This window comes from Olivibacter sp. LS-1 (assembly GCF_008245145.1).
Classification (GTDB): Bacteria; Bacteroidota; Bacteroidia; order Sphingobacteriales; family Sphingobacteriaceae; genus Olivibacter; species Olivibacter oleidegradans.
In genome coordinates this window covers 3225520-3242591 of the sequence record NZ_CP041643.1, presented here as the reverse complement: position 1 = coordinate 3242591, position 17072 = coordinate 3225520, and the positions used below count along the sequence as shown (strand labels likewise).

The window sequence follows — 17072 nt, the reverse complement described above, 5'->3', positions numbered from 1 at the left end:
TCAACGAGGACATCTTAGATGAACAAACTTTTTCAGTACTTAAGAACCCAAACATTCAGAAAGAATCTAATCATCGCCATTATATCCGGTGTGATTTTCCTTCTTTTACTTTTTTACAGCTTAAGGTTTTATACACGTCACGGAGAATCAATAGAAGTTCCAGCGCTAAAAGGGATAAGCATAGAAAATGCTATAGAAAAGCTGGAAGCCCAAGGCTTCCGATATCAAGTTGATTCTGTTTACCAAGCAGACAAGCAACCAGGATTAGTAATAGAACAGGATCCAGACCCAGGGACGAAAGTTAAATTAAACCGGACACTTTATTTAACAATTATTACAAAAAACGCTCCCGAGGTCCAGTTACCTAATTTGACAGAAATGGCACTCCTGGAAGCCATTTCTACGTTGAATAATTACGGCTTAAAATTGGGAGATACTATTTATATACCGGATATAGCTCGTGATCGCGTATTAGATGTTAAATATGCAGGACAAAAAATAAATGCCGGTCAACCAATTCCAAAGGGTAGCAAAATTGACTTGGTTCTTGGGAACGGAATGGGTGATAGCGAAGTAGCCGTGCCTAATCTGGTTGGATACACCCTTGATGAAGCTATATTCTCGCTAAAAGGGGCATCGTTAACGTTAGGAACTGTAAAATATATGGGGCCCGTTGTAGACAGTGCTAGCGCGCGCGTCGTTAGCCAAACACCGGAAGCAGATACTTCTAACATGAAAAAAGTGAGCATTGGCACACCCGTAAACTTAGCTTTGAGCAATTAAATCTTTACAATTGTTAAATATCGCAGCATGGAGACAGTTCCTACACCAAAGAAAAGGTCAATAGGCAAAAGGATTATTAGCGTCATCATACTAATTGCTTTGTTGGCAGGTAGTGTTATTGCATATACTTACTATAAGAGATATTTTGCACCTAATGTAACGGAATCAGAAGAATATCTATATGTTAGAACCGGGGCTTCCTTCGATAATTTAATGGAAGAGCTGGGAGAGAAAAACATCTTGGTGGATACCGCCAGTTTCCGGTGGGCTGCAGAGAAAATGGAATATCCATCTCGCATCAAACCGGGAAAATACAAGTTAAAAGGAGGCATGAACAACCGATCGCTAATTAATATGCTGGGTGGTGGATTCCAAGAACCTGTAAAATTACGTTTTCAAAACATTCGATTAAAAGATCAGTTTGCCGGCTACATCGGCACCCAAATAGAGCCCGATTCCTCTATCCTTATCACCTTGTTGGACAGCGACACACTAGCCGCTAAGTACGGATTCAATACCGATAACTTCTTCACGATGTTTATTCCAAATACATACGAAATGTATTGGAATATCTCGGCCAATGACTTTTTTGACAGAATGAATAAGGAGTATAATAACTTTTGGACTGAGGAACGCAGGAAAAAAGCTGAGTCTATTAACTTAACCCCCATCCAAGTCAGTATATTGGCATCCATTGTAAAAGGCGAGGCGTTACATACGGACGAAATGCCTAAAATAGCAGGCTTATATTTGAACAGATTACAAAAAGGCATATTACTCCAAGCTGATCCCACGGTGATTTTTGCTACAAATGATTTTACTATTCGGAGGGTACTAAATAGACATTTACGCACAGACTCTCCTTATAACACTTACATTTATAAAGGTTTGCCGCCCGGGCCGATAATGATGCCAAGTATTGCCTCAATTGATGCAGTTCTTAATTATCAAAAGCACAATTACATTTACATGTGTGCAAAAGAAGATTTTTCGGGTTATCACAATTTTTCAACTAATCAGGCCGAGCATTTGATTAATGCAAGGAAATTTCAACAAGCTTTAAACGAACGAAACATCAAAAGATAAACATGTTAACCTTCGAAACCCAAGTAAGAGTGAGATATGGTGAAACCGATCAAATGGGCTACGTCTACTATGGCAATTATGCCGAATACTATGAAGTAGCGCGGGTAGAAATGCTTCGTAGCTTAGGCACTTCCTACAAAGAAATGGAAGCGAGAAGGGTTATGATGCCTGTTTTAGATTTAACATGTAAATATATTAAACCGGCAACATACGACGAATTGCTAACTATAAAAGTGTCTATTCGAAGTAAACCGTCTTTACGGATTAAATTCGACTATGAGCTTTTTAATGAAAGCATGGAGTTAATCAACACAGGAGCCACGACACTTGTGTTTATTGATATGGATAAGAATAAACCGTGCCTGCCTCCGCAAGACTTTCAGAATCGATTAGCGCCACATTTCGAGGAGGGTAAATGAGTTGGTTACACCGAAAATTGCTAAACCTAAAGCCCTACTATCTTTTTATTGAGTGGACGAAGGTCGTCGTGCTCCCTGGTTTTGGCAAATTACCTCTTTATACAGTAGGCCTTTTCTTTTTTCAGGAAATTGCCAGGGAATCACTTCTAAACAAAGCTTCCTCCCTGGCCTACTCTTTTATGCTGGCCATTTTTCCGGGTATCATTTTTCTGTTTACACTTATTCCTTATATCAAGGTATTCATCGACGATTTTCAGGAGCAATTATTAGAATTTATGCAGATGATTTTACCTGAAAATGCATACAAAACAATTGAATCTACTTTACTGGATATCGTTACTAATCAAAATAGCGGATTGCTCTCATTTGGTTTCCTTATGGCTATGATTTTTGCCACTAATGGTATTCATAGCTTGATGCGAGCTTTCAATAAGTCTTCCTTGGTATTGGAAAGTAGGAGCTTCGTAAAACAGCGACTGGTTGCACTCGCATTGGCCATTATGATTATTATGGCATTGACTATAGGGATGGGTATCGTTACGCTGGCATCCTTTATTATCAACCATTTAAAAAACACCATTGAAATTACCGGTGGTTTTTGGACTTGGCTTATCGGAATTACACGCTGGATTATATTATTGGGCATCTACTTTTTCACACTCAGTATTCTTTACAAATATGGCCCCTCTTCCTCAAGAAAGTGGAGCTTTTTTAGCCCCGGAGCTACTTTAGCTACTGTCTTAGCCGCTCTTACATTTTGGGGCTTTGCCTTCTACATCAATAACTTTAACACGTATAATAAACTCTACGGTTCAATAGGGACGCTGATCGTCATCATGATCTGGTTATACCTAAATTCGCTTATCTTGCTAATCGGTTTTGAACTCAATGCGAGTATCGCATTGTCCAAGCAGAGTATAAAAATAGTAAAACCTCGATTTAACAGCTTTAAAACCGAGGTAAAAGGTGAAAACAAATTTAAATAACGCACGTAACGGCGTAAACTATACCGTAGATTAATTCGTTTTCTCCAGCGCGGCCTTTGCCTCTTTTTCTCTTTCCTTTGCTTGCTTTTTGAAGAAGCCTCTGAACAAGAAATTATGTTGAAGTGCTTCCATGTTTTGATTTAACTTATCAGTACTTTCCTCCAAATTACACATGGTCTGCTTCATGGTAACCGCCATTTCCTGATCATTTAAAAGCGCTCCTAACGTGTTATCTTTACTGTTCATCTTTTCGCTTGCCTTGGTAAGATTTGCGGTCAAAGCTGCTGCACTCTGCGTAACTCCTTGTAACTGCGCGGCTGAGCTGCGTAGGCTTTGGTAAACACTGGTATCCGTTAAAATCTCATTAGCTAAAGAACCTTCCGTATTCAATTTGGTAGTAAAAGCATTTAAAGCACTAGATACTTTAGCTGTATTCGCAGCGGTCTGTGTCAGACTCGCCATGATCGCCCTTACCTGAAGAGCCATGGTTGAATCCGTGAGGATAGCACCAATTGTTCCTTCCCCGTTAGCTATTTTTTCGCTTAACTTCTTTACATCGCTGGTAATGGCAACCAGATTTTGATTGTTCACCTGTAAAGTAGCCATCATTTCTTCTGTGTCAATACTTTTTACCGATTGCAGTAGATCACCTTCTTCAACTACCGCAACGTTCGGACTCCCCCCTTGTATAACAATAATCTTATTCCCGATAAAACCTTCAGAACTTACACGAACTTCTGCGTCTTTACGGATATAATCCTGTGATTTTTGCTCGATATTGAAATCAATCTCTACATGCGAGTTCTCAATTAACTTGATATTCTTGATGGTTCCGATTTTGACACCGGAGAAATAGACGTTGTTCCCTGCTTTTAATCCTCCGGCGTTAGTTAATATTGTTCTAAGCCCAATAGTTTTTGTAAAACGCTTTTGATTTCCGCCAAGAACGAAGATTGCCGTAACAAAAAATATAATCCCTAATAAGGTAAACAAACCTACAATAACCGACTTTTTACTATCTGAATTATTAGCCATATACTATGCAATAAAATTATAATCATAAAATGCTTTGACACGTGCGTCATCCGAATCAAAAATATCATTGAATCGGCCTTGTCGTTCAAACTTTCCGTCCAATAACATAACAATACGATCACCAACCTCTTTTGCACAGGTAAGATCGTGTGTAATAATAATGGACGATGTTTTATATATCTGTTGTACTTCGTTGATCAGATTATTGATCTCTGTACAGGTTATCGGATCTAAACCAGCTGTCGGTTCATCATACAACATAATATCCGGTCGCAAGATTAAGGTCCGAGCTATACCTATTCGCTTGCGCTGCCCGCCTGATAATTCGGACGGCATTTGATTCAACGCCTGCAATAAACCAACGGAGTCCAGCACTTCACGTACCTCTCTATCAATCTCCGCTCTCGTTAACGAACGTTTATTTCTAACAAGAGGAAATTCAAGGTTCTCACGCACGGTCATGCTATCGTACAGCGCGCTGTTTTGAAAAGAAAAACCGATTCGTAACCGCAAAGCCATTAGTTCTTTTTCATCGAGATCTCCTACTTCTTGTCCTAAAACATTGACTGTTCCTTCATCTGCCGAAAGCAAGCCCGATACAATTTTTATCAATACTGATTTGCCGGTACCTGACCGCCCTAAAACCACCAGATTCTCCCCTTCAAACAACTGTAAGTCTACACCTCGCAACACATGTAGATCTCCGAACGATTTACGAAGTCCTGAGATATTGATTACGGGATTCTGGTAATTAATATGAGATAGCTGCTTTTCCATTCTTATCCACGTATACTTTGAACAATCATTACAACTAATTGCTCCTCAATAAAAATGAGAAACATGGAAGCGACTACCGCTGCGTTGGCTGCTTTCCCTACACCTTCTGTTCCCTTGGAAGAGTTATACCCTTGGTAACAACCGACAATGCCAATAGTAAAACCAAAAAAAGCAGCTTTTATAATTGCCTGAAAAATATCCAGGAAAGTTACCGTTTCAAACACTTGATCGAAGAAGCTTATAAAGCTAACGGATTCATGCTGATAGACATTCAGAAAGGATCCCATAAGACCAACAAACCCTGTATAGCAGCTTAAAATAGGAATCATAATAGTGGTAGCCAGCACCCTACTCACGACTAGGAATTTAAATGGATTAGTTCCCGAAACTTCCATCGCATCGATTTGTTCTGTCACCTTCATGGACCCCAGCTCTGCGCCAATGTTAGATCCTACTTTCCCTGCAGCGATTAAGGCCGTTACCAAAGGCGCCAATGCACGTACAATGGCAATAGCGATCAGTGACGGTAGCATGGCCGTCGCACCGAAGTCTTCTAAAGATGGTCTCGATTGATTTGTAAATACAATACCGGTAATAAAACCAGTCAAAGAGATCAGTGGTAAAGATTTTACACCAACTTCATAACATTGATTTATGATCTCCTTAAATTCATAAGGTGGCATAACTAACTCTTTGAAGAATCGCATGATAAAGTGATGTACATTACCCAGCTGAATAAGCTTTTGGTCTATTTTCTTAGAAATCATTAGTTCTATTTATCAGCTATGGGCACAAAGGATGCCAAGTGCCTTTTTTTGCAAAAGTAGTTTTTTATTGAATAAATTCCTGATTTAGTAACATAAAAGTTAATCCTCTTTTGTCTTTTTTCCTTTTATGATATTTTCGTGAATTTTTTAATCTTTGTTCCTTCGTGTTAATTCTAAAAGACTTACTTTTAAACATTCGTTTGATATCTTTTGAATTCAACTGTTACATTTTTTTTACTTTTTAACCATTACTTAACTAAATTTAAATCTATGACCAATAGAAGGAAATTTATTCAAAATTTGGCTCTTGGCACCTCCGTAGCACTAAGCTTTCCTAAAATCGTCGCTGCTGCCGGTATAAAGGGAACATCGATTAACTTAAACGTAAATGATGTCATTTTGTTTCAAGGAGATTCCATAACAGATGCCGGTAGAGACAAAAAGAAGGAGCAAGCCAATGATCCTGCAACGCTTGGAAACGGCTATTCCTTTGTTGCTGCCTCACAGCTATTGTTAAAAAGAGCTTCGCTTAATCTTCAGATTTTTAATAAAGGCATTAGTGGCAACAAAGTTTATCAATTAGCAGATCGATGGGACGATGATTGCTTAAGGTTAAAACCGAACGTATTGAGTATTTTAATAGGAGTAAACGATTATTGGCACACCCTTGCTAAAGAAAATCCCTATCAAGGAACAATTGACACCTACAAAAAAGATTTAAAAAGTTTATTAGTGCGAACAAAAAAAGAATTACCTGAAGTGCAACTGATCATAGGCGAACCTTTTGCTGTAAAGGATGTTCGGGCAGTAACAGATGAATGGTATCCTAAATTCAATGAATATAGAATGGCGGCAAAGGAAATCGCCAATGAATTCAATGCTGTTTTTATTCCCTATCAACAAGTATTTGATGAAGCGATCAAACAGGCTCCAGCAAATTACTGGACGGGCGACGGTGTACATCCCAGCTTGGCAGGTGCGGCTCTAATGGCTCAAGCATGGCTTAAAGCAGTCGGCCTCTAGTTACTTTGGATGAATAGCCATTGATCAACGGATTCACCTAATTTTACCGATTAATGACTATTCCCGATTTTAGATAAACTCGTTTGATTTAAACCATTGGCCGTATGGCTTAGCATATAAAATGACACCTTCTCACATCACGTTAAACTCTGTGTTGGATAATGATTTTTACAAATTCACTATGCAACATGCCGTGTTTAAATTATTTCCAAAAGCTAAGGCAAAGTACGAATTCATCAATCGTGGAAATCACCACTTCCCTTCCGGCTTTGCAGATGCACTTAGAGCCTCCGTTAACAGCATGGCAGGTCTACACTTAACTCGCGAGGAGAAAAAATACCTAAGAGATACCTGTCCTTACCTCGACCCCACCTACCTCGACTTTTTACAAGGCTATCGTTATGACCCTGATGAAGTAATAATATCGCAGGAAGGTCCCAATCTGTTGGTTAAAATTACCGGGTATTGGTATCGAACCATCTTATGGGAAGTGCCTATCATGTCGCTGATATCCGAGCTCTACTATAAACTTAACCACCTTCAAGGCGATCAAGATGAGCAAATTATTACAACAGCAAAAAATAAGATTGAACAATACAATAAGTTGGGGGTAACCATTGCCGAATTCGGCACGCGTAGGCGTCATGCTTATCATACACATCGTTTAGTTGTACAAACTTTAAAACAATACGGTAATACCAGCTTCATCGGAACCAGCAATGTGCATATGGCTATGCTTAACCAAACCAAACCAATAGGTACGCATGCACATGAGTGGTTTATGTTCCATGCAGCTAAATATGGCTTTAAGATGGCTAATGGCTTAGGGTTAGAGCATTGGGTTAATGTGTATAGAGGTGATTTAGGAATAGCGCTTTCAGATACTTATACCACCGATGTATTTTTTTCTCAGTTTGATAAAATGTTCACTAAGCTTTTTGATGGTGTAAGACATGATAGTGGCGATCCCCTTGATTTTGCCGACAAAACTATCGCACACTATAAAAGTAAAGGGATAAATCCCATATCCAAAACCATCATTTTTTCTGATGGACTTAACTATGAAAAGGTCGAACGAATTGCTAAACATTGCCAGGGAAAAATCGGAATATCTTTTGGTATAGGTACAAATTTCACAAATGATGTAGGGCTAACGCCCATGAATATTGTTGTTAAAATGACCGAAGCGTACCCGGAAGAAGCATACTGGACACCGGTAGTAAAGCTTTCCGACGTAAAAGGCAAATATACGGGAGACCCAGATATGATTGAATTGAGCAAAACTATCCTTGGCATCAATGACTAACTAGGTCCTAAGTTTATTATAATGAATCAAGATGTTTACGGAGCTGCCCTGTTTGACTTTTATAAAACAGGAAAAACTGCACCATTGATATTACATAATAATTACGGTGAAGATGAGGAAATGCCGGTAGATCTATTCTTTAGAGAAGAAGAGGAGTTTCCTGAGCTGGAATTCATCGCACTTTCATTGTGCGATGGTGTTGTATTAGATGTAGGAGCCGGAGCCGGCAGCCATTGTCTCTACTTACAAAATAGAGGTTTTGAGGTCACCGCCTTGGAGATTTCGAAGACTGCATGCGAAATCATGAAGGATCGGGGAGTAAAACAGGTGGTGAACGCTAATATTTTCCATTATAGAAAGAAAAAATTCGATACGATACTTTTTCTAATGAATGGCATCGGTCTGGTGGAAACCATACATGGCTTAAAACAACTTCTTATTCATTGTAAACAGATTTTAAAGAAAGGCGGCCAATTATTATTCGACTCATCTGACATTGCTTACTTGTACGAGGGCCATATCCCAGCCGCTGGGGCTTATTATGGAGAGGTGAAATTTCAATATGAATATAAAGGCCAAAGAGGCGCTTCATTTGGATGGTTGTATATCGACCAAGATACGCTCATCAAAATTGCCCGGCAAGATGGCTGGGTGGTTCAAATACTATACGAAGATGAAAACGACCAATATCTTGTCCGATTGTCGCTCCGCGATTAATTTTTCAATAGACGCTGAATTTCATCGAGTTTCATTAAGGCCTCAACAGGAGTTAATGCATTGACATCCAAGTTATTTAACATATCACGGATTTTGACTAAAATCGGGTCGTCAATTGAAAACATTTGCAGCTGGTAAGCCTGCTTCTGTATCTTCTTCATGCTATCCTTAATATGTTCGCCACCTGTTCGTTCCTGTTCAAGCCTTTTTAGTATTTCGTTAGCCCTCACAACAAGCTTGGCAGGCATGCCCGCCATCTTAGCAACATGGATTCCGAAACTATGTTCGCTACCACCGGGAACGAGTTTACGAAGAAAAATAATTTTATTATTTACTTCTTTTACCGAAACGTTGAAGTTCTTTATCCGATTAAAAGTATTTGTCAGTTCATTCAGCTCATGATAGTGCGTCGCAAACAAAGTTTTTGCCTTGGCAGAAGGGTGGTTATGCAAGTATTCGGCAATGGCCCAAGCGATTGATATCCCATCATAAGTACTTGTTCCACGGCCAATCTCATCTAGTAAAATAAGGCTTCTATCGGATAAATTATTAAGAATGCTGGCCGTTTCATTCATTTCGACCATAAATGTGGATTCACCTGATGACAGATTATCAGAGGCTCCAACCCGAGTAAAAATCTTATCTACCAAACCAATTTCGGCATGTTTTGCCGGAACGAAACATCCCATCTGTGCCATTAGTACAATTAAGCCTGTTTGTCGTAATAGAGCAGATTTACCCGCCATGTTGGGTCCTGTTATGATAATGATTTGTTGACTGTCACTATCTAAAAACACGTCATTGGTAATATATTCTTCACCAATCGGCAAATTTTTTTCGATCACCGGATGACGCCCGCCCTTGATATCAATGAGTTTACCATCGTTGATGATAGGCTTCACATAATGGTTCTTATGAGCAATTGTTGCAAAGTTCAACAGTACGTCCAGTTGAGAAATTAAATTGGCATTCAGTTGAACGGGCTTTATATAGTCAAGCAGCGAAGCGAGAAGTTCGTTATATAAACGATTTTCTATGACTTGTATCTTATCTTCCGCTCCAAGAATCTGTTCTTCATATTCTTTTAACTCATTGGTAATATAACGTTCTGCATTCACCAGGGTTTGCTTTCTTACCCAATCAGCGGGTACCTTGTCTTTATGGGCATTGGTCACCTCAAGATAGTACCCAAACACATTATTAAAAGAAATCTTTAAAGACGGGATACCGGTAATTTCCGACTCGCGCTTCTGAATTTCAAGTAAATAATCTTTTCCTCCGAATGCAACCTTACGTAAGCGATCAAGCTCTGCATCCACTCCATCAGCAATTACATTCCCTTTAATCAATAACACAGGAGGCTCCGATTTCAACTCCTTTTCTATCCGATCGCAAATTATTTTACAGGGGTTTAATTGCTCTGCAATCACATTTAAGGCCTGAGCGTCCGCAGTAGCCGTCAGCTCTTTAAGTCGTCCGATAGCTTGCAAAGCTCTTTTTAACTGAACCAGTTCCCTCGGATTTGCTTTTTGCAGTCCGATTTTACTTATCAATCGCTCCAAATCACCGATCTGTTTAATCTCTTGCGTCAGTTGTTCCCGTAGATCGGCTCGTTTTAAAAGGTACTCCACAACCTCTAATCGCTCCGTAATTGGTCGTTTGTCTTTTAAAGGCATAACCATCCAACGTTTCAACAACCGGGCGCCCATTGGAGATGAAGTACTGTCCAATACGTCGGCTAATGTAATGGCATTTTCATTAGCTGAACCGATCAATTCTAAATTACGGACGGTAAATCGATCCAACCACATGTAACGATCTTCCTCAATCCGTGCAATGTTAGAGATATGCTGTAAGTTCCGATGTTCCGCTTCGTTCAAATAGTGCAAAGCAACCCCCGCCGCTACAATAGCAAGATGCATACGGTCAATTCCAAATCCCTTTAGGGAATTAACTTCGAAGTGCTTCAGAAGCGTTTCTTTCGCATAATCGCCGCTATAGGGCCATTCATCTAATGTATAAGTGTAAAATCGATCGCTGAACTGATCTACAAAATCGCTATAAGAACGTTTCGGCAGGATAATTTCACTTGGCTTAAACCCTTGCAACAATTTATCAATATAGTCACCACTTCCTTGCGCAACTAAAAACTCACCTGTTGAAATGTCTAAAAAGGAAACACCTATTGCATTCTTATCAAGATACAAGGAAGCTAAATAATTATTAGCCTTTTGTTGAATGATATTATCATTGTAAGATACACCCGGAGTTACCAATTCTGTCACTCCCCTTTTTACAATCGTTTTTACAGATTTAGGATCTTCCAGTTGATCGCAGATTGCAACTCGCTGTCCCGCCCTCACCAGTTTCGGCAGATAAGTTTCTAATGAGTGATGAGGAAATCCGGCCAATTCGGTTTCAGAAGCACTGCCATTACCACGCTTAGTTAAAACGATGCCCAATATTTCCGCTGCTTTAACGGCATCGGAACCAAAGGTTTCATAAAAGTCACCGACTCTAAATAATAACAAAGCACCGGGATATTTTGCTTTGATACTATTGTATTGCTGCATTAATGGAGTTTCTTTCTTTGCTGTCTTTGCCAAAATCAACTTTCTTTAGGGGCGTAAAAATAAAATAAAATTGGGAATTAGCGGCCGCACTTCGCCGCTATATTTGTTTTGTTACTTATTTACCAGTCCTCTTCGTCCGGCTCTATTCCTAGGATGTTATTATAAACCGCTTGAAGTTCGGAGAAAGCATGCATATCATTCGCTTGCTTCGCTACGTCCATACCTCTTTGATAGGTGGCTATCGCATCATTTTCCCTTCCCAATGACTCATATAGTTTACCAAAATGGTAATAAGTACCGACATAATCCGGCCGCTTATCTACAAGTTCCTGAAAATAACGTAAGGCTTTAGTCGAATTCTCCCTTTTAACGTACTCTGTAGCAATTGCATATAAAATAAAAGGTTCATCAGGACTTGCCTCTAGAAATTTAAAAAGTTGCTCCAAACGGTCATTGCTCATAGATTCAGCGGTTAAAATTTAATTATTATGTGATTTTTCCTATCTTTAGAACTTTAGAAGCCAAAGATAAAAAAGTACGGTTCTTTTCACAAAGACAGAAGATAACTTCCTCTATCATTGGTTCAAGCGGGGAATCAATTTATTATTTAAATGCAGCAATTATGAAAATACTCGTGTGTATCAGTCATGTTCCGGACACTACGTCAAAAATCACATTTTCTGAAGATAAAACTTCTTTCAACAATACAGGTATTCAATTTATCATCAATCCCTATGACGAAATAGCGCTCGCCAGAGCGATCGAATTAGCAGAAGGAGGTAAAGGGACTGTTACGGTAATAAACATAGGCGAGGTAAGCACTGAGCCAACCATTAGAAAAGCACTAGCCACAGGAGCAGACGATGCTGTGCGAGTTAATGCCGCACCACGCGATGCCTGGTTTGTAGCCAAACAGATTGCAAACTATGCAAATGGAAAGCAATTTGATTTGATTTTGACAGGTCGTGAATCTATTGACTACAACGGAGTACAGGTAGCTGGTTTTTTAGGAGAGTTTCTTAACATTCCGTCCATTTCTATCGCAAAAAAAATTGATATTCATGAGAAAACGGCATTGGTAGAACGTGAGATCGAGGGCGGTAAGGAAATTATTTCCAGTCCCCTACCCTTGGTTGTCGGGACTGCAGAAGGCGTGGCAGAACCGCGCATACCGAATATGCGAGGCATCATGTCTGCTCGCACAAAACCGTTGGAGGTTATTGAAGCCATTGAAGTGGAAACACTAACCAAAATAGTGCAATATGAAAGTCCTGCTCCAAGGGGAGCAGTTACGCTAATAGATGCGGCCGAACCTGAAAAATTAATTGAACTATTACATACAAAAGCACGTGTAATCTAGTATGGCATTAAAAAGACCCATACTTTGAGGTAAAACCATATACAATAATTTAAATCGAAAAAAGATGTCGGTATTAGTATTTGTAGAGAATATAGAAGGTGTCTTTAAGAAATCCGCACATGAAGTGGTTTCTTATGCTAAAGCCATCGCGAACACCATTAATCAGCCCTTAGTTGCACTTTCTATTGGCGATGTAAAGGATGAAAACCTTAAAGGACTAAGCAAATACGGCGCAAATAGAATATTAACTGCTAATTCAGATAAACTTAAATCTTTCGTAAATCAAGCTTATGCATCCATTATAGAAGCAGCCGCGAGGCAAGAAAATTCGTCCATTGTTGTGCTATCCAATTCGTTCAGTGGCAAGGGATTGGCCCCGCGGCTGGCAGCAAAACTCGTTGCTGGTTTAGCAAATGGTGTGGTGGAGTTACCAACGATTGAAGGCAGTATATTACGTGTTAAAAAAACTGCATTTTCAGGCAAGGCATTCGCGGTCACCGAATTGAATTCAGCTGTTAAAGTTATTGCCTTAAATGCAAACGCCTTTGAATTAAGGGAGAGCCCTGTGGACGCAGAAATTGTTGCATTTGAAAACCAGCCTTCTCCCGATGATTTTGCCACTGTTGTAAAAGAAATTATTCGTGCCACCGACAAGGTTTCTTTACCCGAAGCAGAAATTGTGGTATCAGGAGGCAGAGGATTAAAAGGGCCGGAAAATTGGGGTATCATAGAAGAATTGGCCGAAGCGCTCGGGGCTGCAACTGCTTGTTCGAAACCCGTATCGGATGCAGGCTGGCGTCCCCATGCCGAACATGTCGGCCAAACCGGCATTGCGGTAAGTCCCAATCTGTATATCGCTATCGGAATTTCAGGCGCCATTCAGCATCTAGCAGGGATAAGTTCTTCAAAAACAATAGTAGTTATCAACAAAGATCCGGAAGCTCCTTTCTTTAAAGTGGCAGATTACGGTATCGTAGGAGATGCCTTTGAGATCGTTCCAAAAATTACAGCAGCAGTCAGATCATATAAAAATGGCTGAAATTTTCGATATTAGCTACTTCTTTTGATAAGGAGGTATCGTACTCTTTTGGACATGAGGAGACTGAATTTTATTATAAAGAAAAAAATTTATATTCATAAAGCGCTATTATAAAAAAAATAGCGCCGCTATGAAATGCTTTTTGCATATTTGCCTGCGAGAAATGAATAAGATCAAGTTAGAAATAGTAGGATTATCTTACAGCCAGACACAATCCGGGGCTTATGCTTTAGTATTAGGTGAAGTTAATGGCCGCAGAAGACTTCCTATAATTATCGGAGGGTTTGAGGCGCAAGCGATTGCCATTGAAATCGAGAAACTTACTCCCAGCAGACCTCTTACGCATGATTTGTTCAAAACTTTTGCTTCTACATTCGGAATTTCCATTCATGAAGTCATTATTTACAATCTAGTTGACGGAATTTTTTATGCAAAGTTAGTTTGCAATAATGGAAAAAAAGATATCGAAATAGATGCCAGGACCTCCGACGCTATCGCTCTGGCCATACGATTTGATTGCCCAATCTATACTTATGAGTTTATTCTTGCATCCGCAGGAATCGTTATTGAGGGAAATGATTTTGTGTTTTTAGAAAACCTGGAAACCCCTAGAGAGGAACAATCTACTGTGGCAGAAAGCTCGAAAACTGCCTATGCATCCTACACCGACGATGAACTAAAAGCAGCACTTCAACAAGCACTTCAAGAAGAAGCTTATGAAAAAGCGGCTAAAATACGTGATGAAATATCTCGAAGAAAGTCGTCATAATTCGAAAAGAAATGCAACATAAGCTGAGCTTTACATAAATATGTCTATAAAACTTAGATTGACGCTCATGAGCTTTCTACAGTTCTTTGTATGGGGAGCTTGGATGATTACAGTTGGCGTATATTGGTTTCAGCATAAACAATGGTCCGGCAGTGAATTTGGGGCTATTTTTTCTACACTAGGAATCTCTTCTTTATTTATGCCGGCGTTAACCGGCATCATCGCCGACAAATGGATTAATGTAGAGTTTCTTTATGGCATTTTGCACATTCTATTCGGGTGCACGTTTCTGTACCTACCTCATGTACAAGATCCTCAAACATTCTTTTGGGTGATTTTGATGGCCATGTTATTTTATATGCCAACAATAGCCCTATCTAATTCAATTGCATACATTCTGTTAAAAAAACATAAGTACAATGTAATTAAGGACTTTCCTCCTATTCGTGTATGGGGTACCATTGGTTTTATTGCAGCTATGTGGATGACGGATCTTACCGGCAACAAGGCCTTAGGGGGGCAGTTCTATATTTCCGCCATCGCTGCAATTACGTTGGGAATTTATTCTTTCACCCTCCCTCCTTGCCCTCCATTAAAATCGAAATCTGAAAATGCGTCTCTTAGTGGGCGCTTGGGATTAAATGCCTTTAAGCTGTTTCGTAATCCAAAAATGGCGCTTTTTTTCACCTTTTCCATGTTTCTAGGCGGAGCATTACAGCTGACAAATATGTACGGAGACGCTTATCTATCCGATTTTGGTAAAAATCCAATCTATACTGATTCTTTTGTAGTAAGACATTCCACTATCATATTATCCATTTCTCAAATTTCCGAAACAATCTTCATTCTAGCCATTCCCTTCTTTCTACGACGTTTTGGTATCAAGCAGGTTATGCTGATCAGTATGTTGGCTTGGGTATTGCGTTTTGGTTTATTGGCCTATGCTGATCCGATAAGCGGACTTTGGATGATCATTCTGTCCTGCATAGTGTATGGAATGGCTTTTGATTTTTTCAATATATCGGGATCTCTTTTCGTCGAAACAAGTACGGGAGCTAATATCCGTTCATCTGCTCAAGGTTTGTTCATGATGATGACGAACGGTTTTGGCGCTATCCTCGGAAGTTCAATCAGTGGCTACGTGATTGAACATTATTTTACCGAAATGGGTGGACAGATGATGTGGCAAGAGATCTGGATTTGTTTCGCTGCTTACGCGCTTGTGATCGCGTTCTTATTTTCATTCCTCTTTAAGCACAAACATGACCCCTCGGCCCTGGAAGAAATGAAAGAAATGACAGGTTAATCCTTATTGGTTAACCCGTTGCCGAATTGCTTCATAAATAATTACACCCGCACTTACAGACACATTTAAGGATGCAATGTCGCCAAACATGGGAATCTTGGCTAAATAGTCGGCATTCCGTATGATACTGTCAGATATACCCGTATCTTCTGCTCCCATTACAATTGCTGTTGGTGACTTAAAATCGGGTTTATAAATAGTGTCTCCCGTTTTTTCAGTACATGCTACAACTTGTAAACCGCTCTCTTGAAGGAACTTTATTACTTGCGTTAAGCTTTCGTGACGGCAAACGGCGATTTTATATAGAGCTCCTGCGGATGTTTTAATAGCGTCCGGATTAATCTCAGCCGATCCCTTAGTCGGAACTACCAGCGCATCCACCCCGGCACAAGCAGCAGTACGTGCTATCGCGCCAAAGTTACGGACATCGGTAATACCATCCAATATTAATATCAATGGCACCTTCCCTTCTTCGTATATAGTTGGAATAACGTCTTCTATTTTTTGATAGGTAATCGGCGAGATAACGGCGATGACCCCCTGGTGATTTTTCCGGGTTATACGATCGAGCTTCTCTATCGGAACTTGCTGATAACTGATATTTCTATTACGTAAAACATCTTTCAACTCTTTAAATAACTCGCCGGTCAATCCTCGCTGTATAAATAAAGATTCGATTTCCTTTCCACTATCAATAGCTTCAATTACCGCTCTAATACCAAAAACCATTTGATTGCTTTCCCTTTTTATGGGTTTTGAAAATTGACGCATGCTTATGTAAATTAGGCGTGCAAGTTACCAAATATATTCTCAATATCCTTTTTTCATTTTTATGATATATTTAATTCATTTTAGCCGCAATTTTCATACCGTAGATTCATGAGAAATCTCTTGTTTCTTTCTTTCCTAAAATTGTTAAGCACATCTAAACTAACATATAAAAAGTTATTCACATTAGTTTTAAGCAATTGATTTTAAAATACTTTACGCAATGATTAACATTTTATTCACATCATTTGTGAATATCTAACAGGCTAACGAGAACAGATTCAATGCTTAACATTTTTCGTTATTCACTATTGTGAGAAACTCAAGCTCAGAAGGGATTATAAATTAAGTACATTTG

General features: G+C 39.4%; 17 protein-coding genes. 11 read left to right on the top strand and 6 right to left on the bottom strand.

Going from position 1 to position 17072, the window contains the following annotated elements; all coding sequences use genetic code 11:
* Window positions 1-18: 18 nt before the first annotated feature.
* The 4 genes from FKG96_RS13175 to FKG96_RS13160 are packed head-to-tail and all read left to right on the top strand — an operon-like array spanning window position 19 to window position 3274.
* The gene (locus FKG96_RS13175; RefSeq protein ID WP_130857385.1) at window positions 19-783 is read left to right on the top strand and encodes a PASTA domain-containing protein; all 765 of its coding nucleotides are present in this window, start codon (window positions 19-21) and stop codon (window positions 781-783) included.
* Between the two features lie 27 nt (window positions 784-810).
* The gene (gene mltG / locus FKG96_RS13170) at window positions 811-1869 is read left to right on the top strand and encodes an endolytic transglycosylase MltG (RefSeq protein WP_130857384.1); all 1059 of its coding nucleotides are present in this window, start codon (window positions 811-813) and stop codon (window positions 1867-1869) included.
* A gap of 2 nt (window positions 1870-1871) precedes the next feature.
* A complete protein-coding gene (locus FKG96_RS13165) occupies window positions 1872-2288 on the top strand; it encodes a thioesterase family protein (protein ID WP_130857383.1) in 417 nt (138 codons plus the stop codon).
* Complete coding sequence (locus FKG96_RS13160; protein ID WP_130857382.1) at window positions 2285-3274, top strand: YihY/virulence factor BrkB family protein; 990 nt, start codon at window positions 2285-2287, stop codon at window positions 3272-3274. Before FKG96_RS13165 ends, FKG96_RS13160 begins: the two co-directional genes overlap by 4 nt.
* A gap of 30 nt (window positions 3275-3304) precedes the next feature.
* Here FKG96_RS13160 and FKG96_RS13155 read toward each other — a convergent pair whose 3' ends face one another.
* Genes FKG96_RS13155 through FKG96_RS13145 form a run of 3 tightly spaced genes read right to left on the bottom strand, consistent with a single transcriptional unit; the run spans window position 3305 to window position 5853 of the window.
* Window positions 3305-4309, bottom strand: a complete 1005-nt coding sequence (locus tag FKG96_RS13155; RefSeq protein ID WP_013666334.1) for an MlaD family protein — start codon at window positions 4307-4309, stop codon at window positions 3305-3307.
* 3 nt (window positions 4310-4312) lie between these two features.
* A complete protein-coding gene (locus tag FKG96_RS13150) occupies window positions 4313-5086 on the bottom strand; it encodes an ABC transporter ATP-binding protein (protein ID WP_013666333.1) in 774 nt (257 codons plus the stop codon).
* A gap of 2 nt (window positions 5087-5088) precedes the next feature.
* Window positions 5089-5853 (bottom strand): ABC transporter permease, encoded by a 765-nt coding sequence (locus FKG96_RS13145; protein ID WP_013666332.1) that lies wholly within the window; start codon window positions 5851-5853, stop codon window positions 5089-5091.
* A gap of 270 nt (window positions 5854-6123) precedes the next feature.
* Here FKG96_RS13145 and FKG96_RS13140 point away from each other — a divergent pair, with 270 nt between their 5' ends.
* The 3 genes from FKG96_RS13140 (at window position 6124) to FKG96_RS13130 (ending at window position 8899) form a co-directional block, all read left to right on the top strand.
* Window positions 6124-6876, top strand: coding sequence for an SGNH/GDSL hydrolase family protein (locus FKG96_RS13140; protein WP_013666331.1), 753 nt, complete (start codon window positions 6124-6126; stop codon window positions 6874-6876).
* A gap of 121 nt (window positions 6877-6997) precedes the next feature.
* Window positions 6998-8182, top strand: coding sequence for a nicotinate phosphoribosyltransferase (gene pncB, locus FKG96_RS13135; RefSeq protein WP_013666330.1), 1185 nt, complete (start codon window positions 6998-7000; stop codon window positions 8180-8182).
* A 21-nt stretch (window positions 8183-8203) separates the two neighbouring features.
* Window positions 8204-8899, top strand: a complete 696-nt coding sequence (locus FKG96_RS13130; RefSeq protein ID WP_013666329.1) for a bifunctional 2-polyprenyl-6-hydroxyphenol methylase/3-demethylubiquinol 3-O-methyltransferase UbiG — start codon at window positions 8204-8206, stop codon at window positions 8897-8899.
* On the opposite strand, the gene mutS is transcribed toward FKG96_RS13130, so the two are convergent.
* Together mutS and FKG96_RS13120 are read right to left on the bottom strand one after the other, a co-directional pair.
* Window positions 8896-11505: a DNA mismatch repair protein MutS gene (mutS, locus tag FKG96_RS13125; RefSeq protein ID WP_041388326.1), complete on the bottom strand. Its 2610-nt coding sequence runs from the start codon at window positions 11503-11505 to the stop codon at window positions 8896-8898. The genes FKG96_RS13130 and mutS overlap by 4 nt on opposite strands.
* A gap of 86 nt (window positions 11506-11591) precedes the next feature.
* Window positions 11592-11933: a tetratricopeptide repeat protein gene (locus tag FKG96_RS13120; protein WP_130857381.1), complete on the bottom strand. Its 342-nt coding sequence runs from the start codon at window positions 11931-11933 to the stop codon at window positions 11592-11594.
* A 161-nt stretch (window positions 11934-12094) separates the two neighbouring features.
* Between FKG96_RS13120 and FKG96_RS13115 the strand changes: the two genes are divergently transcribed.
* The 4 genes from FKG96_RS13115 to FKG96_RS13100 all read left to right on the top strand — a co-directional run bounded on the left by FKG96_RS13115 (window position 12095) and on the right by FKG96_RS13100 (window position 15946).
* Complete coding sequence (locus FKG96_RS13115) at window positions 12095-12832, top strand: electron transfer flavoprotein subunit beta/FixA family protein (protein WP_013666326.1); 738 nt, start codon at window positions 12095-12097, stop codon at window positions 12830-12832.
* Window positions 12833-12896: 64 nt separating this feature from the next.
* Entirely contained in the window at window positions 12897-13871 is a 975-nt protein-coding gene (locus FKG96_RS13110) for an electron transfer flavoprotein subunit alpha/FixB family protein (RefSeq protein ID WP_130857380.1), read from the top strand.
* A 163-nt stretch (window positions 13872-14034) separates the two neighbouring features.
* On the top strand, window positions 14035-14640 hold the full coding sequence (locus tag FKG96_RS13105; RefSeq protein WP_041387430.1) for a bifunctional nuclease family protein: 606 nt from the start codon (window positions 14035-14037) through the stop codon (window positions 14638-14640).
* Window positions 14641-14680: 40 nt separating this feature from the next.
* Window positions 14681-15946: a nucleoside permease gene (locus FKG96_RS13100; protein ID WP_130857379.1), complete on the top strand. Its 1266-nt coding sequence runs from the start codon at window positions 14681-14683 to the stop codon at window positions 15944-15946.
* Window positions 15947-15949: 3 nt separating this feature from the next.
* On the opposite strand, the gene rlmB is transcribed toward FKG96_RS13100, so the two are convergent.
* Window positions 15950-16717 (bottom strand): 23S rRNA (guanosine(2251)-2'-O)-methyltransferase RlmB, encoded by a 768-nt coding sequence (gene rlmB, locus FKG96_RS13095; protein WP_130857378.1) that lies wholly within the window; start codon window positions 16715-16717, stop codon window positions 15950-15952.
* Window positions 16718-17072: the final 355 nt, after the last annotated feature.